Origin of the sequence: Nonomuraea sp. KM90 (assembly GCF_052246675.1) — a bacterium.
GTDB lineage: Bacteria > Actinomycetota > Actinomycetes > Streptosporangiales > Streptosporangiaceae > Nonomuraea.
The window spans coordinates 19,925-37,454 of record NZ_JBQQCB010000108.1; the positions used below are offsets into that span (position 1 = coordinate 19,925).

Below are 17,530 nucleotides of genomic sequence, written 5' to 3' on the forward strand. Positions count from 1 at the left end.
GTCGATGGCCTGGAGGACCGGCGCCGGCCTACCTCAGGCCACCGACGGACAACCCTCCCCGCCAGTGCCGCTGCAGCGTGAAGAAGGCGATGACGAGGGGGATGACCGACACGAGCGCGCCCAAGATGATGAGGCTCCAGAGGGAGGTGCTGCCCGCGTTGTTCGCCGAGGCGATGCCCTGCCAGAGGCCGAGTCCGACGGTGACGGGGAAGAGGCGGTTGTCGGAGAGCATGGCGAGCGGCAGGAAGTAGTTGTTCCAGGACGCCACGGCGGACAGGAGCAGCACCGTGACCACCGCCGGTCGCATCAGGGGGAATGCGACCTGGAGGAAGGTTCGTATCTCACCCGCGCCGTCGGCCCGCGCCGCGTCCAGGATCTCGTCGGGCACGGCGTCCCGCGCGTACACGTGCATCAGGTAGACGCCGAACGGGTTGAGCAGCGACGGGAGGATCACCGCCCAGATCGTGTTGGTCAGGCCGAACTCGGAGAACATCATGAAGGTGGGGATCACCAGGGCGGTCGCCGGCACCATCAACGCGCCGAGCACGAGCGAGAAGCTGAAGCGCCTGGCGGCGAATCGGTATTTGGCGAATCCGTAGCCGGCCATGACGGCCAGGACCGTGGCGCCGACGCCGCCCGCGAATGCGTACAGCGTGGAGTTGAGGATCCACCTGCCGTAGATCCCGTTGTCATAGGTGAACAGTTGCTGGAGGTTGCCGAAGTAGTCGATCCGCTCGGCGAACCACAGGGTGTTGCCACCGCCGAACAGGCCGGGGGCGTCCTTGGAGCTGTTGACGATGACCCACCAGAACGGCACGAGGAAGTACACGACCAGGAAGCCGACGAGCACCTGCAGGGGGAGGTGGCGTTGCGGCCGGCGGCGGGCGCCGAGTTTGGCGCGGTCACTTGTCACAGGAAGCTCCTCCGCTGGCGGGTGAAGAACAGGAAGGCGTAGACGCCGACGAAGACGATCCCGCCGAGCGCGAAGGAGATCGCCGATCCGTAGTTGAAGTTCGCGAGTGCGAATGCCTGCTGGTACGCGTACATGTTGGGGGTGAAGTCCGGTCCGATCGTGCCGGCCGCGAGGGATCGCAGAATCTGCGGTTCGTTGAAGAACTGCAGGGTGCCGATGAGCGAGAAGACCAGGATCAGGAGCAGCGCGGGGGCGATCAGCGGGATCTTGATCCGAAGCGCGATCTGCCATTTGCCGGCGCCGTCCATGCGGGCGGCCTCGTAAAGGGCCGGATCAATGCCCTGGAGCGCCGCGTACAGGATGATCATGTAGTAACCGGCCCACTGCCAGGTGACGACGTTGACCAGGCCATAGAAGATCAGGTTGCTGCTGAGGAAATCGGGCGGGGTGGTGCCGAGCCAGCCGAAGATGTCGGAGAGCGGCCCGAAGCTCTTGCTGTACAGGAACCCCCACATGACGGCCCCGATGACCGTGGGAATCGCGTAGGGAAGAAAGATCATGAGGCGGGAGAAGCGGGTGAACATGGAGGTCACGGCATCCAGGATCAGGGCCAGCGCGAGGGCGACGATGATCTGCAGCGGGATGGAGACCAGCGAGAAGCGGATGACGAACCACGACCCGGAGAGAAAGCTCGGGTCGGTGAACGCCTTCACGTAGTTGTCGAGGAAGACGAAGCTGGTGCCGCCGATCAGCTTCTTCTGGAAGAGGCTGAGATAGAGCGCGTACGCGAGCGGCGCGATGAGCAACGCCAGGAAGACGATCCCGAATGGCCCGACGAAGAGCCACCCCATCAGATGCTCACGAAGGCGCACCTTGCCGCGGATCCTGTGCGTTTTCTCCTGGGTGCGTCGTGCACTCTTCTCGATCATGATGGTCAACCTGGACTCCGAGCTCTCTATGCCGGGGATTGCAGGCGGGCCGCCCTGGTCGAGGACGGCCCACCCTTGACGTCACTGAACGGTGAAGCCTTGCTCTTTGGCGTACTTCGCCACGTCCTCCTGGAGCCGGTCGGCGGCCTGCGCTCCGGTGACGGAGCCATCGATGAGCGCGCTGACCTGCTTCGTCATGGCGTCGAAGTAGTACTGGCCGAACGGGCTGTAGGTGACGCCCTTGTAGGCGTTCGCCGCGGGGACGTAGACCTCCTTGTTCGCCTGCTGGCCGTCGAAGAACGCGACCTTCAGGTCCACGAATGCGGGGTCGTTGAGCGCCTTGAGGTTCAGCGGGAAGATGATCTGGTCGGTCCAGCCTTGGGTGAGCGACTCCTTGTCGGCGTAGAGGCCGTACGCCACCTTCGCCGCGAGTTCGGGGTTCTTCGCCTGGCTCGTCACGGAGAAGGCTGACCCGCCCCAGTTGACCTGCACCGGGTTGTCGGCATCCCACTGCGGCAGCGGCGCCACCGCGAACTTGCCGGTGTCCTCGCCCTTGCCGACGCCGGCGCCGGTGAGGTAGCCGGGCGCCCAGGCCGCCGAGATGTACGTCGCGTACTTACCGTTGATCACACCGGAGATGTACTCCGGGGTGAACTGGTCCTGCGTCCCGACCAGCCCCTTCTGCGCGAGGCGCCCCCAGTAGTCGAGCACGTCCTTGGAGGCCTGGTCGTTCAGCTTGACGCCGATCGAGCTCTGCTGCGCCGGGTCGTAGGTGAACGGGGCCGCGCCCTTCTGGATCTGCAGTGCCATGGTGAGGGCCGACACGTTCGCGGCGAAGTCGCCGAACACCGGGCCGCCCGCGTCCTTCATCTTCTGGGCCGCCTGCTCGTACTCGGCCCACGTCTTCGGCGGCGTGATGTCGTACTTCTTGAAGATGTCCTTCCGGTAGATCATCGCCATCGGACCGCCGTCGACCGGCACGCCGTAGACCGCGTCACCGACCGAGACGTCCTTCCACGCGCCCTCGCTGTAGTCGGCCTTGACCGCGTCGAAGCCGTACTTCTTGATGTCGACGAGCGCTTTCTGGATCTGGAAGGTCGGGATCCGGTCCATCTCGATCATGATCACGTCGGGTGCGCCGGTGCCCGCCGAGATGGCCGTCTGGAACTTGTCGTACTCGTCGCTGCCCTGGCCGACGTTGGTCCAGCAGACCTGCACCTCGCCGTTCTGCTTGTTGAAGTTGTCGACGACGAACTGCATGTTGGGGTACCAGCCCCACATCGTCACGACCGGCAGGTTCTTCTTGGGGATGGTGTTCGTGCAGTTGCTCGCGCCGCTGCCGCTCGCGGTGTTCGAGCCCCCTCCCCCGCCGGAGGAGCAGGCCGCGAGCACGCCGGCGAGCACGGTCGCGGCGGCGAGCTTGGCCGCCGCGGAGAGCCATTTCTTGTTCATTGGCATTTTCCCTTGGGGATCGCGGCGCACGAGGGTTCATGCGTCGCCGTCGAAACGAGTGATCGGCCGGGACGGAGCACGGGTGACGCGACCCGCGCTCCGTCCTTGGCGCCGATCCTCATGTGAGCGCTAACAAACCCCGCGTCCAGCGGCGAAGGCCGGGCGGACGGGCCTGCCTAGCGCTTGAACAGGCGTGGTGCCAGGTCGATGAGGTTCTTCTGCCACACGTCCCACCCGTGCGGCCCGGGGGTGACCCCGTCGAACTCGTAGCGGATACCGAGGTTGGTCAAGGTGGTCAGGGACGTCATGAAGGACGGGTAGACGAAGTCCGTCTGGTCGCCGACGTACAGGCGCAACAGCTTCGTGCCGCTGTTGATCGCCCCCGCGTCGACGCCGGCGGGGCTGCCGAACCCGGCGGAGAACGCCCCGACGTAGGCGAACTGCCCCGGGAAGGCCTTGAGCACGCCGAACGTCTGCCCGCCTCCCATCGACAGGCCGGCGAGGGCCTGCTGCGACGGGTCGCTGGAGATGTTGTAGCGGGTCCGGGCCGCCGGTGCGAGGTTCTCCAGCAGTTCCTTGTTGAAGTCGGGCACGTTGCCGTTGCCCATCACGACCACCATCGGCACCAGGTCCCCGTCGAGGAACTGGTGGTCGAGGATCTGTTTGGCGCGTCCCATCTCGACCCAGTCCGTGTAGCTCTGGCCGCCACCGTGCTGGAGGTAGAAGACGGGATACGGCTGCGCGCGGTCCGGGTCGTATCCGGGCGGGGTCCAGACCAGCGCGGTCCGGTCCTGGTTCGCGACGGCGCTCCGGTACGTCATGCTCTCGACCTTTCCGCCATGGCCGGCGGGAACGTCCGTGAGCAGGCGCGCCTTCTCGCCACGGATGAGGAAGGTGCTCCAGGTCGGCTCGGTGGTCACCTTCGTCGGGTTCGACGCGTCCTTGACCGCGACCCGGTCCACCATCACCCGGTAGTAGTAGAACCACGGGTCGAGCGGCCCCACGGTCGCCCGCCACCGGTCGCCCGCACGAGTCAGCGGGATGCGCAGCCAACTCCCGTTGGGGGCCCAGTTCGCCCACACCTTGACGTGCTGAGCGTTCTGGAAGTCCGTCGTGGTCTCGAAGGTGACGAAGCCGTCCTCGGTCACGAACGGCGTCGGGGTGGTGCCGGGCGCCGGCGGGGTGAACTCGCCCTTCAACCGCCCGTGACCGGCGCTCGGACCGTGATCCGACACCCTGCGGAACAGCCTCGGCACGAAATCGATCAGGTTCTCCTGCCAGGCGTTCCAGTTCGCCCCCGCGTCGGGGTTGACGCCGTCGAACTCGTACGCGATCCGGGCGCGGTCCAGCGCCTTCGTCAGGCGGTAGGTCGCGTTGTAGGCGGGATCCGTCACGTTCCCCGTGTACAGACGCAGCAGCTTGACCTGGCGGTTGATCGCGTTCGCGGCCGCCCGGCCGACGCCGTCCGCCTGGAGACCCGAGAACGAGCCGGCGTAGGCGAACTGACCCGGCCGGGTCAAAGCGGCCCGCACCGCCCGCGTCCCACCCTCGGCCACACCGGCGATGGCCTGGTACGCCGGGTCGTGATGGACGCGGTAGCGGCCCGCGACCGCCTTCCGAAGATCGTCGTTCGTCCCGTCACCGTCGCTGATCACGACCACCATCGGCTCCATGGCCTTCCGGAGCGACAGATTGTCGAGGATCTGCTTGGCCCGGCCGAGGTCGAGCCAGTCGGTGGCACTCCCGCCGTCGCCGGGCTGCAGGAACAGCACCGGGTATGCCTTGGGGCCCTTGGCCGGGTAGCCGGGTGGCGTCCAGACCTGAGCCGACCGCTCCTCGTTCCTGGTCGGGTAGGTCAGGGTCTCGACCTTGCCGCCCTGCCCCTGAGGCGCGTCCGCCAGCAGGCGCGCCGGCTCGCCCGGCACGAAGAAGGTGCTCCAGAGAGGCTTGGACGCCGCGCCGGTGCCGTTCGTCGGGTCCTTGAGACCCTTGGTCTCATCGCCCGTGACCTGGTAGTAGTACAGCCCCGCCTTGAGCGGGCCGAGGACGCCCGAGTAGACGTCGCCCCGGCGGGTCAGCCCGAACTCCGCCCAGGTGGAAGAAGGGCCGAAGTTCCCCTCGATGACGACCTGCGACACCTGGCCCGCATTGGCCTCGATGTAGCTCACCGGGACGCTGAACGACGCGTAGCCGTCCTCGGAGACGGTCAGCCACGGCGTGTCCGCCGCCGCCGGCCGCGGCGCGACCAACATTGCCGCGATCAGCATGACTCCGGCGGCGATCGCCGCCGAGAGTCGCCACACGCCCTGGGGGCGTGAGCTGCCATGATAAAGTAATGAAGGCATGCAAAACTCCCTTAATGGCCTGACCACGGTTTGATGCCCGAGTGGCAGGCCTGATTCAGCGGTGGATCTGTTGTGGGTTTGGTATCCGCACCTCCTTCCGTCATGGGTTCGCGTGCCCACCTGATGTTCGTTGCCGCGAACGTCAGGTGCGTCGAGACGCCGTACCCGTGGGTGGCGTCCTGGTCTCAGGGAGTTCTCGGTGCCGCGGTGGAGCCGCGCACCACCAAGCGGGTCGGGAGCACGATCTGGCTCGGGCCCTCCCAATTGCCGCGCACCAGCGACTTCAGCATGCGCGCGGCCTCGTATCCGAGCCAGTACATCGACTGGTCCACCGTGGTCAGCCCCGGCTCGGCCAGCGCTGACTCCGGAATGTTGTCGAAGCCGACCACCGACAGGTCGCCGGGGACGTCGAGCCCCAGGTCCTTCGCGACCTCCAGCGTCTTCAGGGCCATTCCGTCGCTCGCCGCGAAGATCGCCGTCGGTCGGTCCGCCCTGTCCAGCAGCGCACGCGCGAGCGGTGCCGCGGACTCGGGATTGAAGTCCCCTCGTGCGATCAACTCCGGATCGGCGGGAACACCGGCTTCGGCCAGCGCCTTCCAGTAACCCTCCTCGCGCGACCATGCGGCCGCCAGGCTGGACCGGCCCGCGATGAATCCGATGCGCCGATGTCCCAGGCCGAGCAGGTGCTCGACCACTGTGGTGGCACCCGTGAGGTTGTCCGCCGTCACCGACGGCACCGTCGAGCCCCTCGCCGGATCGATGACCACGACCGGCGTGCCGCTCCGCACCTCGCCCGAGGGGGTGACCACGATGCACCCGTCCGTGAGCGTGCCCGCCAGGCGGGCCAGATGCCGCTGCTCCCAGCCCTCGGAATAGGTCCCGTAGAGATCGCTGTTGGCGTAGATGATCAGGTCGAAGCCCGACTGGCTCAGCGCGTCCATCACCCCCTTGAGCACCTCAGCCGTATAGGACTGGAAACTGTGGGTGACCAGGCCCAGAACGTCGGTGCGGCTGCGCCGCAGGCTGGTCGCCACCAGACTCGACTCGTAACCGAGCTGCTCGATGGCCGAACGGACCTGCTCGATGGTGCTCGCACTGACGCCGTAACGCCCGTTGACCACCCGCGACACGGTCGCGGTCGAGACACCCGCTAATCGCGCGACATCACTCATCGTCACCGGCGCGCCGCCATTGGCCATGCCGTCCTCACACGTTGCAATCGTTATCGGTTACGTTTGCAGCGCAAAGGTAAGCGATCACGAATGCAGAAACAAGACCTTTTCGGTCGGCCCGTACATCCGGTAGAACAGTGACCGGATTGCGCGAACCGGGGTCGGGCCGCCGGCGGTGCGGTGCCCGTGCGGCGCCGGAACGGCGTGCACCACTGCTGGGCTGCGGGTTCGCAGGGCGATCGAGCTGCTGGGTGCTCAGGACGACGGCGCGGGACCCGTCGAGTCGCGGACGCTCAGGGTCGTCGCGAGCTGGAGGTGCCGGGAGGCGGGCTGCACGCCGTCCGCCATGCCGAGGACGGTCTCGACGGCCATCCTGCCCATGCCGACGAGAGGCTGCCGGACGGACGTGAGCCGGGGCGTCGTCCACTGGGTCTGCGGCGTGTCGTCGAACCCGGTGACCGACAGCTCGCCGGGGACGGAGATGCCCAGCTCCTTGGCCGCCGCGAGGACCCCGACGGCGATCTCGTCGTTGCCCGCGACGATCGCGGTCGGCCGCTCGCCGAGCGAGAGGAGGTCATGGCCGTGGCGCTGCCCCGCCTCGACGGAGAACGCCTCGTGGCGGACCAGCGCGCGGTCCGGCGCGATGCCGGCCGAGTCGAGCGCGGCCTGGTAGCCGTGGAAGCGTTCCAGCGAGGGGGCGGAGCCCAGCGGCCCGCCGATCCAGGCGATCCGGCGGTGGCCGAACCTGATGACGTGCTCGGTCGCCGAGCGGCCGCCCGCCCAGTTGGTGGAGCCGATGCTGACGAGGCGTGACTCGGTCGTGTCGATCGGGTCGATGGTCACGACGGGCATCTCGACGTCCTCCGCGGCGAGGAGCAGCGGGTCGGGCACGGCGACGGCGAGCGCGATGATGCCGACCACGCCGGACGCCTTCTCCTCCTCCAGCCAGGCACGGGCCGCCGTGCGGCTCGTGCTGACCGGTTCGTCGGGCGGCAGGCGAAGGAGGAGCTCGGCCTGCGCCGAGGTCGCGGCCACGAGGATCCCCTGCAGCACCGTCCCGGCATAGCGGGACTCGACGATGTCGAGCACGGTGACCAGGGTGCGATCCCGTGTCTGCTCGTATCGCGCCGCCGTCGGCTTGTAGCCGATCTCGGCCATGACTCCGAGGACCAGCTCGCGCGTCTTCGCCCCCACATCGCTGCGCCCGTTGAGGACCTTCGATGCGGTCGTCGGCGAGACACCGGCCAGCCGGGCGACATCCGCCAAGGTGGCTCGCTCGGAACGACCTTGCCGTCGCATCAGGGCTCCTCTCCAGGCGCTACGAAATTGTTTCGAACCTACCACGAACCCTGTTCCCCGGGTTGCCGCCAGGTGTTCACCCGTTGACACGGAACGAACGCGGCACCTAATGTCCTCGCAACAACGAACAAGTTGCGAAATATTTTCGTAACCAGCTCAGGACGAGAGGAGAGGCCCATGCGGCTCTCCCAGAAGGTCAGGCTCCTTTCCGCGGTGCTCGTGCCGATGCTCGCGCTGACCGCATGCTCGGGCGGCGGCAGTGCATCCGGCACCGGCGGCGGTACCGGACAGGTGAAGCTCACGGTCTGGAGCTGGGACGGCACCGTCGAGCGGGCCGTCCCCGGATTCCAGGCCGCGAACCCGAACATCAAGGTCGAGGTGGTCAACGCGGGCTCGTCCCAGGACGAGTACAAGGCGCTCGACAACGCCATCCAGGCCGGTTCCGGCGTCCCTGACCTCGTGATGTTCGAGTACTTCGCCGTGCCCTACTTCGCCGTTCCTGGCAAGCTCGCCGATCTCGGGGAGCTCAGCGCCGAGAAGCTCAGGCAGGACTACGTCCCGGCCGCGTGGAGCGATGTGACGGTCAACGGCAAGGTCTACGCCCTGCCGTCCGACTACGGGCCGTCCGCGATGTTCTACAACGACGCCACGCTCAAGAAGGCCGGCATCGACGAGCCCCCGGCCACGTGGGACGAGTACTACGAGGCCGCCAGAAAGGTCCGCGCGCTCGGCGACGACTACTACATCGCCCAGGACACGGGAGACATCTTCTTCCTGCTCTCGCTCATCTGGCAGGCCGGCGGTCGCCCGTTCAAGGTGGACGGCAACAAGGTGCACATCGACTTCACCGACGCGGGCACGACCAAGGCCGTGGCCTTCTGGCAGAAGATGCTCGACGAGGGCCTGATCAACACCAAGATCACGGGGTGGTCCGACGACTGGAACCGCGCCCTCAACGACGGGACCCTCGCCACCCAGACCATGGGAGGCTGGCTGACCTCGACGCTGCCCGAGCGCGCGCCGCAGGCCGGCGGTGACTTCAGGGTGGCCCTGATGCCGCAGTGGCAGCAGGGAGCCAAGGTCGGGGCGGCCAACGGCGGAAGCTCCTTCGGCATCCCGGCCGCGGCCGAGCACAAGGAAGCGGCTTTCAAGTTCCTCGAGTACTTCACGCACGGCGGCGGTCTCTCGTCCCGCGTCGAGGCGGGCGCCTTCGTGCCGAACATGTCGGTGCTGGAGAACGAGGCGTTCCAGAGCAAGGCCAACAAGTACTTCGGCGACCAGAAGGTCGGCGCCGTGCTGGCCGAGGCCTCGGAGATCGTCGGCAGCGGCTGGCAGTACCCGCCGTTCTTCGAATGGGCGCGCTCGATCTACGGCGACCTCGCCTCGCCGTTCTACACCACGGGCAAGGGCTCGCTCGCCGAGATCCTCGAACAGTGGCGGCAGCGCTGCATCCAGTACGGCAACGAGCAGGGCTTCGAGGTGAGCTAGCGGCTCCTCATCCGGGCGGGGGCCGTTCCTCCTGCGGCGACGGCCCCCGCCGCATCACCACCGGTGCGGAAGCGAGCCGGGCAACGCAATGGATCGGAAGGAACAGACATGGACCAGGCACGTCACCTCGACGTCACCGCTTCGGCCATGGCACCGCCGCAGGCGGCAGGGCATCCGGCGCCGACGCGCAAGCGGCGCAGGCCACAGATCGGACTGGCGTTCATCGCGCCGTTCGCGGCGCTGTTCGCGCTCGTGTTCATCGTGCCCATCGGGTACGCCGCCTACCTCAGCTTCTTCCAGGACAAGCTGGTCGGGGGCAACACGTTCGTCGGATTCGCCAACTACGGCAAGCTGTTCCGGGACCCGCAGTTCTGGGACGGGGTGGGACGAGTCTTCTGGTTCACGCTCGTCCAGGTGCCGATCATGCTGATCCTCGCCATGGCGCTGGCGCTCGCGCTGGACTCCATGCGCCTGCACGGCACCAAGTTCCTGCGGGTGACGATCTTCCTGCCCTACGCGGTGCCGGCGATCGTGTCGACGCTCATGTGGGGATTCTTGCTGGGCATCAAGTACGGCCTGTTCGGCAGCCTCAACGAGGCCCTGGGCACGGACTTCGACCCCTTCTCCCCCGGCACTACGCTCATCTCCATCGGGGTGATGGTGACGTGGGCGTTCACCGGCTTCAACATGCTCATCTTCTACGCCTCGCTCAAGGCCGTCCCGCGCGAGCTGTACGAGGCGGCCGCGATCGACGGCGCGAACGAGTTCCAGGTCGTCCGCGCGATCAAGCTGCCGGCCCTGCGCGGATCGCTGGTCGTCACGGTCATCTTCTCGATCATCGGCACGTTCCAGATGTTCAACGAGCCGCAGATCCTGCCCTCGATGGTGGCCAACAGCGGCGTCACCACCTTCTACACGCCCAACCTGTACGCCTACAACCTGGCGTTCACCGGGTCCCAGCAGGGCTACGCGGCAGCACTCGCACTCGTCATGGCAGCGATCACGATCGCCGTCGCCTACGCCGTTCAGATCAGGGGGTTGCGCAATGCGTCGGACCACTAGCCGGCCGGCCGAGGCCGGGAAGTCCTCCGGCCGCGGGGGCCGGCTCCACACGGTGGCCAATCCCAGGAAGAGCACCACTCTCACCGTGATGACGGGCCTGTTCACCCTGTACTGCCTGCTGCCGCTCGTATGGCTGGTCATCAACGCGACCAAGTCGCAGGCCGATTTCGTGTCGTCGTTCGGGCTCGCACCCGGTCGCGAGTTCGCCCTGTGGGACAACATCGTGCAGGTGTTCAGCTATCAGGACGGGATCTTCTCCCGGTGGCTGCTCAACACCGTTCTCTACGTGGTCGTGGGCGCGACGTGTCGACCTTCCTGGCCGCTCTCGGCGGGTACGCCCTGGCGAAACTCGACTTCACCGGCAAGCGGGTGTTCCTCCTCGTCGTCCTGGGGTCGATCTCGGTCCCCGGCATCGCCCTGGCGATCCCGCAGTTCCTGCTGTTCGCGCAGCTCGGCATGACCGACACCCCCTGGGCGATCCTCATCCCGTCCTTCATCAACCCCTTCGGGCTGTACCTGATGTGGGTGTTCACGGCCGAAGCCGTGCCGACCGGCCTGCTCGAGGCCGCCAAGATCGACGGCGCCGGGGAGTTCAGGACGTTTCTCCAGATCGCGCTCCCGCTGCTCACGCCGGCAAGCGTGACGGTCCTGCTCTTCTCGTTCGTATCGATCTGGAACAACTATTTCCTGCCGTTGATCATGCTCAAGGACCCCGACTGGTATCCGCTGACCATCGGCATCAACCAGTGGAACAAGCTGGGCTCGACGGCCGGGAACGGCGCCCTCATCCAGAATCTCGTGATCACGTCCGCGCTGCTGACGATCGTCCCGTTGATCATCGCGTTCCTCAGCCTGCAGCGCTACTGGCAGTCAGGCTTGTCGCTGGGCGCCGTCAAGGGCTAGCGGCGACATGCCGGCGCGCGACTGCCGCCGGCCATTCCCCACCCGTCAACGATTCTGTGCGGAGAAGTGAGAGCATGACGAGCGACAGTGTGCCCGGAGCCCGGTTCCGGATCGACGGCAAGCGGTGCGACGAGAGTGCGCTCCCGCATGTCTGGAGCAGGTGCGTCGGCGCCGGACGGGCGAACGAGGCGCTGCGCGCGGACTGGCGGCAGCAGTTCGCCGAGGTCGTCGCCGCATCGGGAATCCAGTACATCCGCTTTCACGGCGTCTTTCATGACGACATGTTCGTGTACAGGGAGAGTTACGGCGGCGGTTTCGGGCCGAACGCGCCCCTTGCCGCGCCCGTGTACACCTTCAGCTATGTGGACAAGGTGTTCGACTTCCTTGTGGACAGCGGTGTCCGTCCCTTCGTCGAGCTGGGCTTCATGCCGCGCGAGCTGGCGACGGAGACCGAGACGGTGTTCTGGTGGGGCGCTCACTGCAGCCCGCCCAAGGACATGGCGCGCTGGGTCGAGCTGGTCACGAGGTCGGTCGAGCACTGGATCGACCGGTACGGCCTCGCCGAGGTGCGGGAGTGGCGCTTCGAGGTGTGGAACGAGCCGAACCTGGTCCCCCACTTCTGGACCGGCACGAGAACCGAGTACTTCGAGCTCTACGAGCAGACCGTGCGAGCGATCAAGGAGATCGATCCCGCGTTGAAGGTGGGCGGGCCCGCGACGAGCGTCTTCGTGCCCGACGACCGCTACAAGGGCGAGGTCGAGGACCGCTCCGCGATGCGCGAGACGGCCGCCGCGGCCGACGTGGACGCGCTCGACTGGCGCCCGGTGTGGATCGAGGAGTTCCTCACCTGGTGCGCGGAGCGCGGGCTCCCGATCGACTTCATCTCGACCCACCTGTACCCCACCGACTTCGCGTTCGGCGCCGACGGCGAGGCGGTGCAGATCACCCGGTACGCCGACGCGACGTTCGACGACCTGACCCTCCTTCGCAAGCTCGTGCGGAACAGCGCGTATCCCGATGCGGAGATCCACATCACCGAGTGGTCGACGTCGCCGTCGGCCCGCGACTTCATCCACGACACGCTGTTCGCGGCGACGTACATCACACGGTCGTACCTCAAGTGCGCCACCCTCGCCGACTCGATCGCCTACTGGACCTTCACCGACGTGTTCGAGGAGGGCGGCGCCGGCATCGGACCGTTCCACGGCGGGTTCGGGCTGGTGAACGAGGCGGGCATCCACAAGCCCACGTTCCACGCGTTCACGATGCTGGAGCGGCTCGGCGACCGGCTGCTCCTCGCGACGTCCGACGGGGTGGTGACCCGTGACAGCCGGACGTCGGCCGTGTCCGCGGTGTTCTTCAACTACCCCGACGGCATGGCCATGAGGGGTCTCGCCTCGGAGAACGCGTACCCGGCGACACGCGCGCTGGCGGAGGTGGGGCCGAGCCGGAGGATCCACCACTCGATCGGCGGCCTGGAGCCCGGCACCACGTTCCTGGTCGAGGTCCTGGACTGGGAGCACGGGAACGTCGCCGAGGCCTGGTACCGGCTCGGGTCGCCGCTCAACCCGTCCCGGGCCGAGAGCGCGCACCTGAGCGAGGTCGCCGACTCTCTCCTCAGGTTCACGCTGACCGTGCCCGACGACGGCGTGCTGGACCTCGATGTCGAGCTGGCACCCTGGGCGGTGATGTCGTTGCGCCAGTCGGCATGACCGCGCCACGGCATCGCGGGTCCTGGCACCGAAGTCGTGCGCGAGGTACGACGACCAGCGCCGCTCCCCGGCGGATCAGGGGTGCAGGCCGCGCGCGCACGCCGAAAGGCTCTCCGCCAGCGTCTTGCGCGCGGTGTCGTCGACCTCGGCGAACATGAGCGCCTCGATCTCGTCGACGGAGCGGTCGCAGCGCCGCAAGGTGGACAGGCCCTCACGGGTGAGGCGGGCACGCAGCACGCGGCCGGCGCCGGGCTGCGGGTCTCGCCGGATCAGACCGCGTCGTTCGAGGTCGCGGATGACAAGGCTCATCGCCTGCGGCGTGACGAAGGCGATGCGGGCCAGATCCGCCGAGGACGGCCCGTCGCGCAGTCGCAGCTCGCTCAGCGCCATGTACTCGGTGGTCGTGACGCCGTGCCGGGCGAGGGCCTCGTCCAGGCGGCCTCGGATGTAGCGCTCCAGCCGGAACACCAGATAGCTCACCCGCGGCGCCGGGGAGTCGGGCGAGGCGGCCGGGGAGATCTCGCGGTCGGTCACGGGGAGACGATATCGCTCGCCCGCAGCGATGAAAGTTTCCCGCCGCCTGTATCAAGCTACTTGATAACAAGTTGCTTGATACGCAGCGGAAATGCGCTTTCGCGCGATCTTCTCGCCGTGACCCCGCGAAGGCCGGACGTTGACGGCCGATCGGGGCGCTCCTATGGTCCAGCAACCAACGTCGATGCGGCCGCGTGCCGACGCCGCCGCACCTCAGGCACCGAGCAGAGGAGGGCGAATGAAACGACTGACCGCGTGGGTGGCCGGTGTCTGCACCGCGGTGTTGTGCGCCGCCTTGACCGCGGCACTCCCCCACCAGGCCGCCGCGGCCACCTTGACCGAGGTGACCGGGTTCGGCGCCAACCCGGGCAATCTCCGCATGCACGTGTACGCGCCGGACAACCGCCCCGCACGACCCGCGATCGTGCTGGCCATGCACGGTTGCGGCGGTTCCGGACCCGGACTCTACTCCGGCTCGGAGTTCGCCTCCCTCGCCGACCGGTACGGCTTCGTCGTCGTCTACCCGTCGGCCTCCAAGAAGGGCAACTGCTTCGACTCCTGGTCGGCCGAGTCGCACGTGCGCGGCGGCGGCAGCGACCCGGTCTCGCTCATGTCCATGATCACGTACACGCTGGAGCGCTTCGGCGGCGACGCCGGCCGCGTGTTCGTCACCGGCACTTCGGCCGGCGGCATGGAGACCAACATCATGCTCGGCAACTACCCGGACGTCTTCAAGGCCGGCGCCGTGTTCATGGGCGTGCCGCACAGTTGCTTCGCGAACGAGGCCGACTACATCCCCTCACCGGGCGCCAGCGACTGCGCCTCCGGACGCGTCAGCAGGACGCCGCAGCAGTGGGGGGACCTGGTGCGCGCCGCCTATCCGGGGTACACCGGCGCGCGGCCGCGCGTGCAGCTCTGGCACGGCACGAACGACACCCTCGTCTACTACGCCACGCTGCAGCAGCAGATCGACCAGTGGACCAACGTCTTCGGCCTCAGCCAGACGCCCACCAGCACCGACACACCGCAGGCCAACTGGAACCGCCGCCGCTACGCCGACTCCACCGGGACGGTGAAGGTCGAGGCGTACGGCATCCAGGGTGCCGGGCACAGCCTCCCGTCGAGCGGCATGGCCGCGGCCGCCATCCAGTTCTTCGGCCTCACCGACAGCGGCCCCACCAGCACCCCCACTCCCCCGACCGGCGCCTGCCGGGTCACCTACACACCCAGCACCTGGAACAACGGGTTCACCGCCGCCGTCACCATCGCCAACACCGGCCCGGCCGACGTCAACGGCTGGACGCTGACCTGGGCCTGGCCGGGCAACCAGCGGATCACCAACGCCTGGAACGCCACCGCCACCCAGCAAGGCGCCCAGGTGACCGCGCGCAACGCCCCCTACAACGCCACCGTCGCCGCCGGAGCCGCCGTCACCTTCGGCTTCCAGGCCACCTACAGCGGGACGAACACGGCACCCGCGCAGTTCGCCCTCAACGGCACGGCCTGCTCCCCCGCTGCCTAGCGACACATGCCGGCCCTTCGCGTCCGGGCCCGTTCCCTGCGGTGGAGATCGGCTCCAGCGCAGGGAACGGGCCCGGCGGACCTGCTCCGGTTCGAGCTCGGGCTACGTGAGGTCCCCCCCGCCCGGGCTGACGGCCAGGCCAGGGGTCACCCCGGAATCGGCCGGCGCCTGGGTGGGGGTGCCGGCACCGTCCAGGTTCCCGGCGGAGGTCCGGACCGTTTCCTTCACCGACGTGGTCCAGTCACGGCCGGCCGCCTTGCCGGTCAGGACCGCGGTGCCCAGGGGCTCGTCCGCGCCAGGGGTGACCTTGAACTCGGCGGTGCGTTCCGAGCCGGGCCTCAGGGGCCCCAGCACGACCTGGGCGGGCGTGACGCTCCATCCCTCCGGAGCCTCGACGGACACCGTGGCCGATGGGGCCAGCGGCATGTCGATCGCCCGGACGGTGACGGTGACCTGGGCCTCCTGACCCGGAATCAGTTCGGCCGGTGCGCCGAGCCGGACCTTCTGCAAGCTGTACGCGCGGTAGGTGTGGCCGGCCTTCCCGGTGAGCTCGATCAGGTCGGGGCCGACCTTCCTGGTGCGGGCCCGGCCGCCGCGCGTGGCGTCGACCACCTTGTAGCGCCCGGTGAACATCTCGGCGCGGACCCTCACGGTGCCGTCGCGATCGGGCGTGATCAGGAACTCGTCGGCCTGCCCCTCGCTCCACGCCGCGCCGACGGTGTGACCGCCACGGCCCCGAAGGCCCTTCACCCGTCCCTTCGGCCAGGCCGCCGGCAGGGCCGGCAGCAGGTGCAGCTCGCTGTTGTGGCTGTGCAGCAGCATCTCCGCGATGCCGGACGTGGCGCCGAAGTTGCCGTCGATCTGGAACGGAGGGTGCAGATCGAACATGTTCGGCGCGAGCCGGGCCGGTGAGACGAGGGCGCGGACCAGGTCGTGCGCCCGCGTACCCTCCTCCAGCCTGGCCCAGTAGTTGATCTTCCAGGCCAGCGACCAGCCCGTCCCGTCGTCGCCGCGCAACTCCAGCGTCCGGCGCGCGGCCTCGAACAGCTCGGGGGTGTCGCGCCTGGTGATCTGGTTGCTGGGATGCAGGCCGTACAGGTGTGAGACGTGCCGGTGGGTGCGCTCGGTCTCCACCCAGTCGTGGAGCCATTCCTGGATGTTGCCGCGAGAGCCGATCTTCATCGGCGCCAGCCGCGCGCGGGCGGCCTCGACCTCGGCCCGGAAGTCCGCGTCCACGCCGAGCACCTTGCTCGCCCCGGCGCAGCCGTCGAACAGGTCGCGCAGGATCTGCATGTCCATGGTGGGGCCGGCGGCCACGCTGGCATCCGGGTGGTGGCTGAGCTCGGGCGAGTTGGACGGGTTCGTGACCAGCCAGCCGAGTTCCGGCTCCGGCACCAGGGTGTCGAGGAAGAACTGGGCGGCGCCCTTCATGGCCGGGTAGTTCGCGCGCAGGAAAGCGGCGTCGCCGGTGAACAGGTAGTGGTCCCAGATCAAGCCGGCCAGCCAGGCGCCGCCGGTCTGCCACATGCCCCAGAACGCGCCGTCGACGACAGAGGTGGCCCGCCACGCGTCCGTGTTGTGGTGGGTGACCCAGCCGCCCGCCCCGTACTGCGCCTCGGCGGTGCGGGCGCCGGTCACGGTGAGGTCCTTGATCATGTCGAACACCGGCGCGTAACACTCGGACAGGTTCGTCGTGTCGGCGGGCCAGTAGTTCATCGGCAGGTTGGCGTTGATGGTGTACTTCGAGTCCCACGGCGGGCGCATCTGGTCGTTCCAGATGCCCTGCAGGTTGGCCGGCTGGGTGCCGGGCCGTGAGGAGGAGATCAGCAGGTATCGGCCGAACTGGAACAGCAGCGCGGCGAACTGCGGGTCGTCGGTGTTCGCGTGCTGGGCGATGCGGACGTCGGTCGGCTGGTCGGCCGCCGCGGTACGGCCGAGGTCGAGCGTCGTGCGGCCGAACAGCCGCTGGTAGTCGGCCACGTGCCGGTCGCGCAGCTTGTCGTAGGGCCGCTCGAGTGCGGCGTCGAGGTGCTTCCGCGCGATGCCCTGGTAGTCGCCGCCGACGTCCTGGTAGTTCACGTAGCTGGAGCCGATGGAGACCAGCAGCGTCACGCTGTTCGCGGCCCTGACCTGGAGGGTGCCGCCGGAGCTGGTGACGCTGCCGCCGTCGGCGACGGCCCGGGCCAGCGCCAGGAACCG

At 68.1% G+C, this 17,530-nt stretch carries 13 protein-coding genes; 5 read left to right on the forward strand and 8 right to left on the reverse strand.

The window, feature by feature from the left end:
• Positions 1-28: 28 nt before the first annotated feature.
• The 6 genes from ACTWPW_RS50155 to ACTWPW_RS50180 form a co-directional block, all read right to left on the reverse strand.
• Positions 29-913, reverse strand: a complete 885-nt coding sequence (locus ACTWPW_RS50155; RefSeq protein WP_375118132.1) for a carbohydrate ABC transporter permease — start codon at positions 911-913, stop codon at positions 29-31.
• Positions 910-1,842: a carbohydrate ABC transporter permease gene (locus tag ACTWPW_RS50160; protein ID WP_375118133.1), complete on the reverse strand. Its 933-nt coding sequence runs from the start codon at positions 1,840-1,842 to the stop codon at positions 910-912. The genes ACTWPW_RS50155 and ACTWPW_RS50160 overlap by 4 nt, the downstream gene beginning before the upstream one ends.
• An 81-nt stretch (positions 1,843-1,923) precedes the next feature.
• Positions 1,924-3,294 carry an ABC transporter substrate-binding protein gene (locus tag ACTWPW_RS50165; protein WP_443173025.1) on the reverse strand — a complete coding sequence of 457 codons (1,371 nt, stop codon included), beginning with the start codon at positions 3,292-3,294 and terminating at the stop codon, positions 1,924-1,926.
• A 176-nt stretch (positions 3,295-3,470) separates the two neighbouring features.
• Positions 3,471-5,639: an alpha/beta hydrolase gene (locus ACTWPW_RS50170; RefSeq protein ID WP_443173026.1), complete on the reverse strand. Its 2,169-nt coding sequence runs from the start codon at positions 5,637-5,639 to the stop codon at positions 3,471-3,473.
• Positions 5,640-5,824: 185 nt separating this feature from the next.
• A complete protein-coding gene (locus tag ACTWPW_RS50175; protein ID WP_443173027.1) occupies positions 5,825-6,838 on the reverse strand; it encodes a LacI family DNA-binding transcriptional regulator in 1,014 nt (337 codons plus the stop codon).
• 228 nt (positions 6,839-7,066) lie between these two features.
• Positions 7,067-8,110, reverse strand: a complete 1,044-nt coding sequence (locus tag ACTWPW_RS50180; protein ID WP_375118137.1) for a LacI family DNA-binding transcriptional regulator — start codon at positions 8,108-8,110, stop codon at positions 7,067-7,069.
• 177 nt (positions 8,111-8,287) lie between these two features.
• On the opposite strand from ACTWPW_RS50180, the gene ACTWPW_RS50185 reads away from it, so the two are divergent.
• From ACTWPW_RS50185 to ACTWPW_RS50200, 4 genes are all read left to right on the forward strand, one after another.
• Complete coding sequence (locus ACTWPW_RS50185; RefSeq protein ID WP_443173028.1) at positions 8,288-9,598, forward strand: ABC transporter substrate-binding protein; 1,311 nt, start codon at positions 8,288-8,290, stop codon at positions 9,596-9,598.
• Between the two features lie 108 nt (positions 9,599-9,706).
• Positions 9,707-10,660, forward strand: coding sequence for a carbohydrate ABC transporter permease (locus ACTWPW_RS50190; RefSeq protein ID WP_375118139.1), 954 nt, complete (start codon positions 9,707-9,709; stop codon positions 10,658-10,660).
• A gap of 303 nt (positions 10,661-10,963) precedes the next feature.
• Positions 10,964-11,563 (forward strand): carbohydrate ABC transporter permease, encoded by a 600-nt coding sequence (locus ACTWPW_RS50195; protein ID WP_443173029.1) that lies wholly within the window; start codon positions 10,964-10,966, stop codon positions 11,561-11,563.
• Positions 11,564-11,637: 74 nt separating this feature from the next.
• A complete protein-coding gene (locus tag ACTWPW_RS50200) occupies positions 11,638-13,275 on the forward strand; it encodes a GH39 family glycosyl hydrolase (protein WP_443173030.1) in 1,638 nt (545 codons plus the stop codon).
• 75 nt (positions 13,276-13,350) lie between these two features.
• Here ACTWPW_RS50200 and ACTWPW_RS50205 read toward each other — a convergent pair whose 3' ends face one another.
• The gene (locus ACTWPW_RS50205; RefSeq protein WP_443173031.1) at positions 13,351-13,809 is read right to left on the reverse strand and encodes a MarR family winged helix-turn-helix transcriptional regulator; all 459 of its coding nucleotides are present in this window, start codon (positions 13,807-13,809) and stop codon (positions 13,351-13,353) included.
• A gap of 238 nt (positions 13,810-14,047) precedes the next feature.
• Between ACTWPW_RS50205 and ACTWPW_RS50210 the strand changes: the two genes are divergently transcribed.
• A complete protein-coding gene (locus tag ACTWPW_RS50210; RefSeq protein ID WP_443173032.1) occupies positions 14,048-15,331 on the forward strand; it encodes an extracellular catalytic domain type 1 short-chain-length polyhydroxyalkanoate depolymerase in 1,284 nt (427 codons plus the stop codon).
• Between the two features lie 102 nt (positions 15,332-15,433).
• Here the strand turns inward: ACTWPW_RS50210 and ACTWPW_RS50215 are convergent.
• Positions 15,434-17,530: glycosyl hydrolase family 95 catalytic domain-containing protein (locus ACTWPW_RS50215; protein ID WP_443173033.1), on the reverse strand; the 2,097-nt coding region annotated here is incomplete at its 5' end.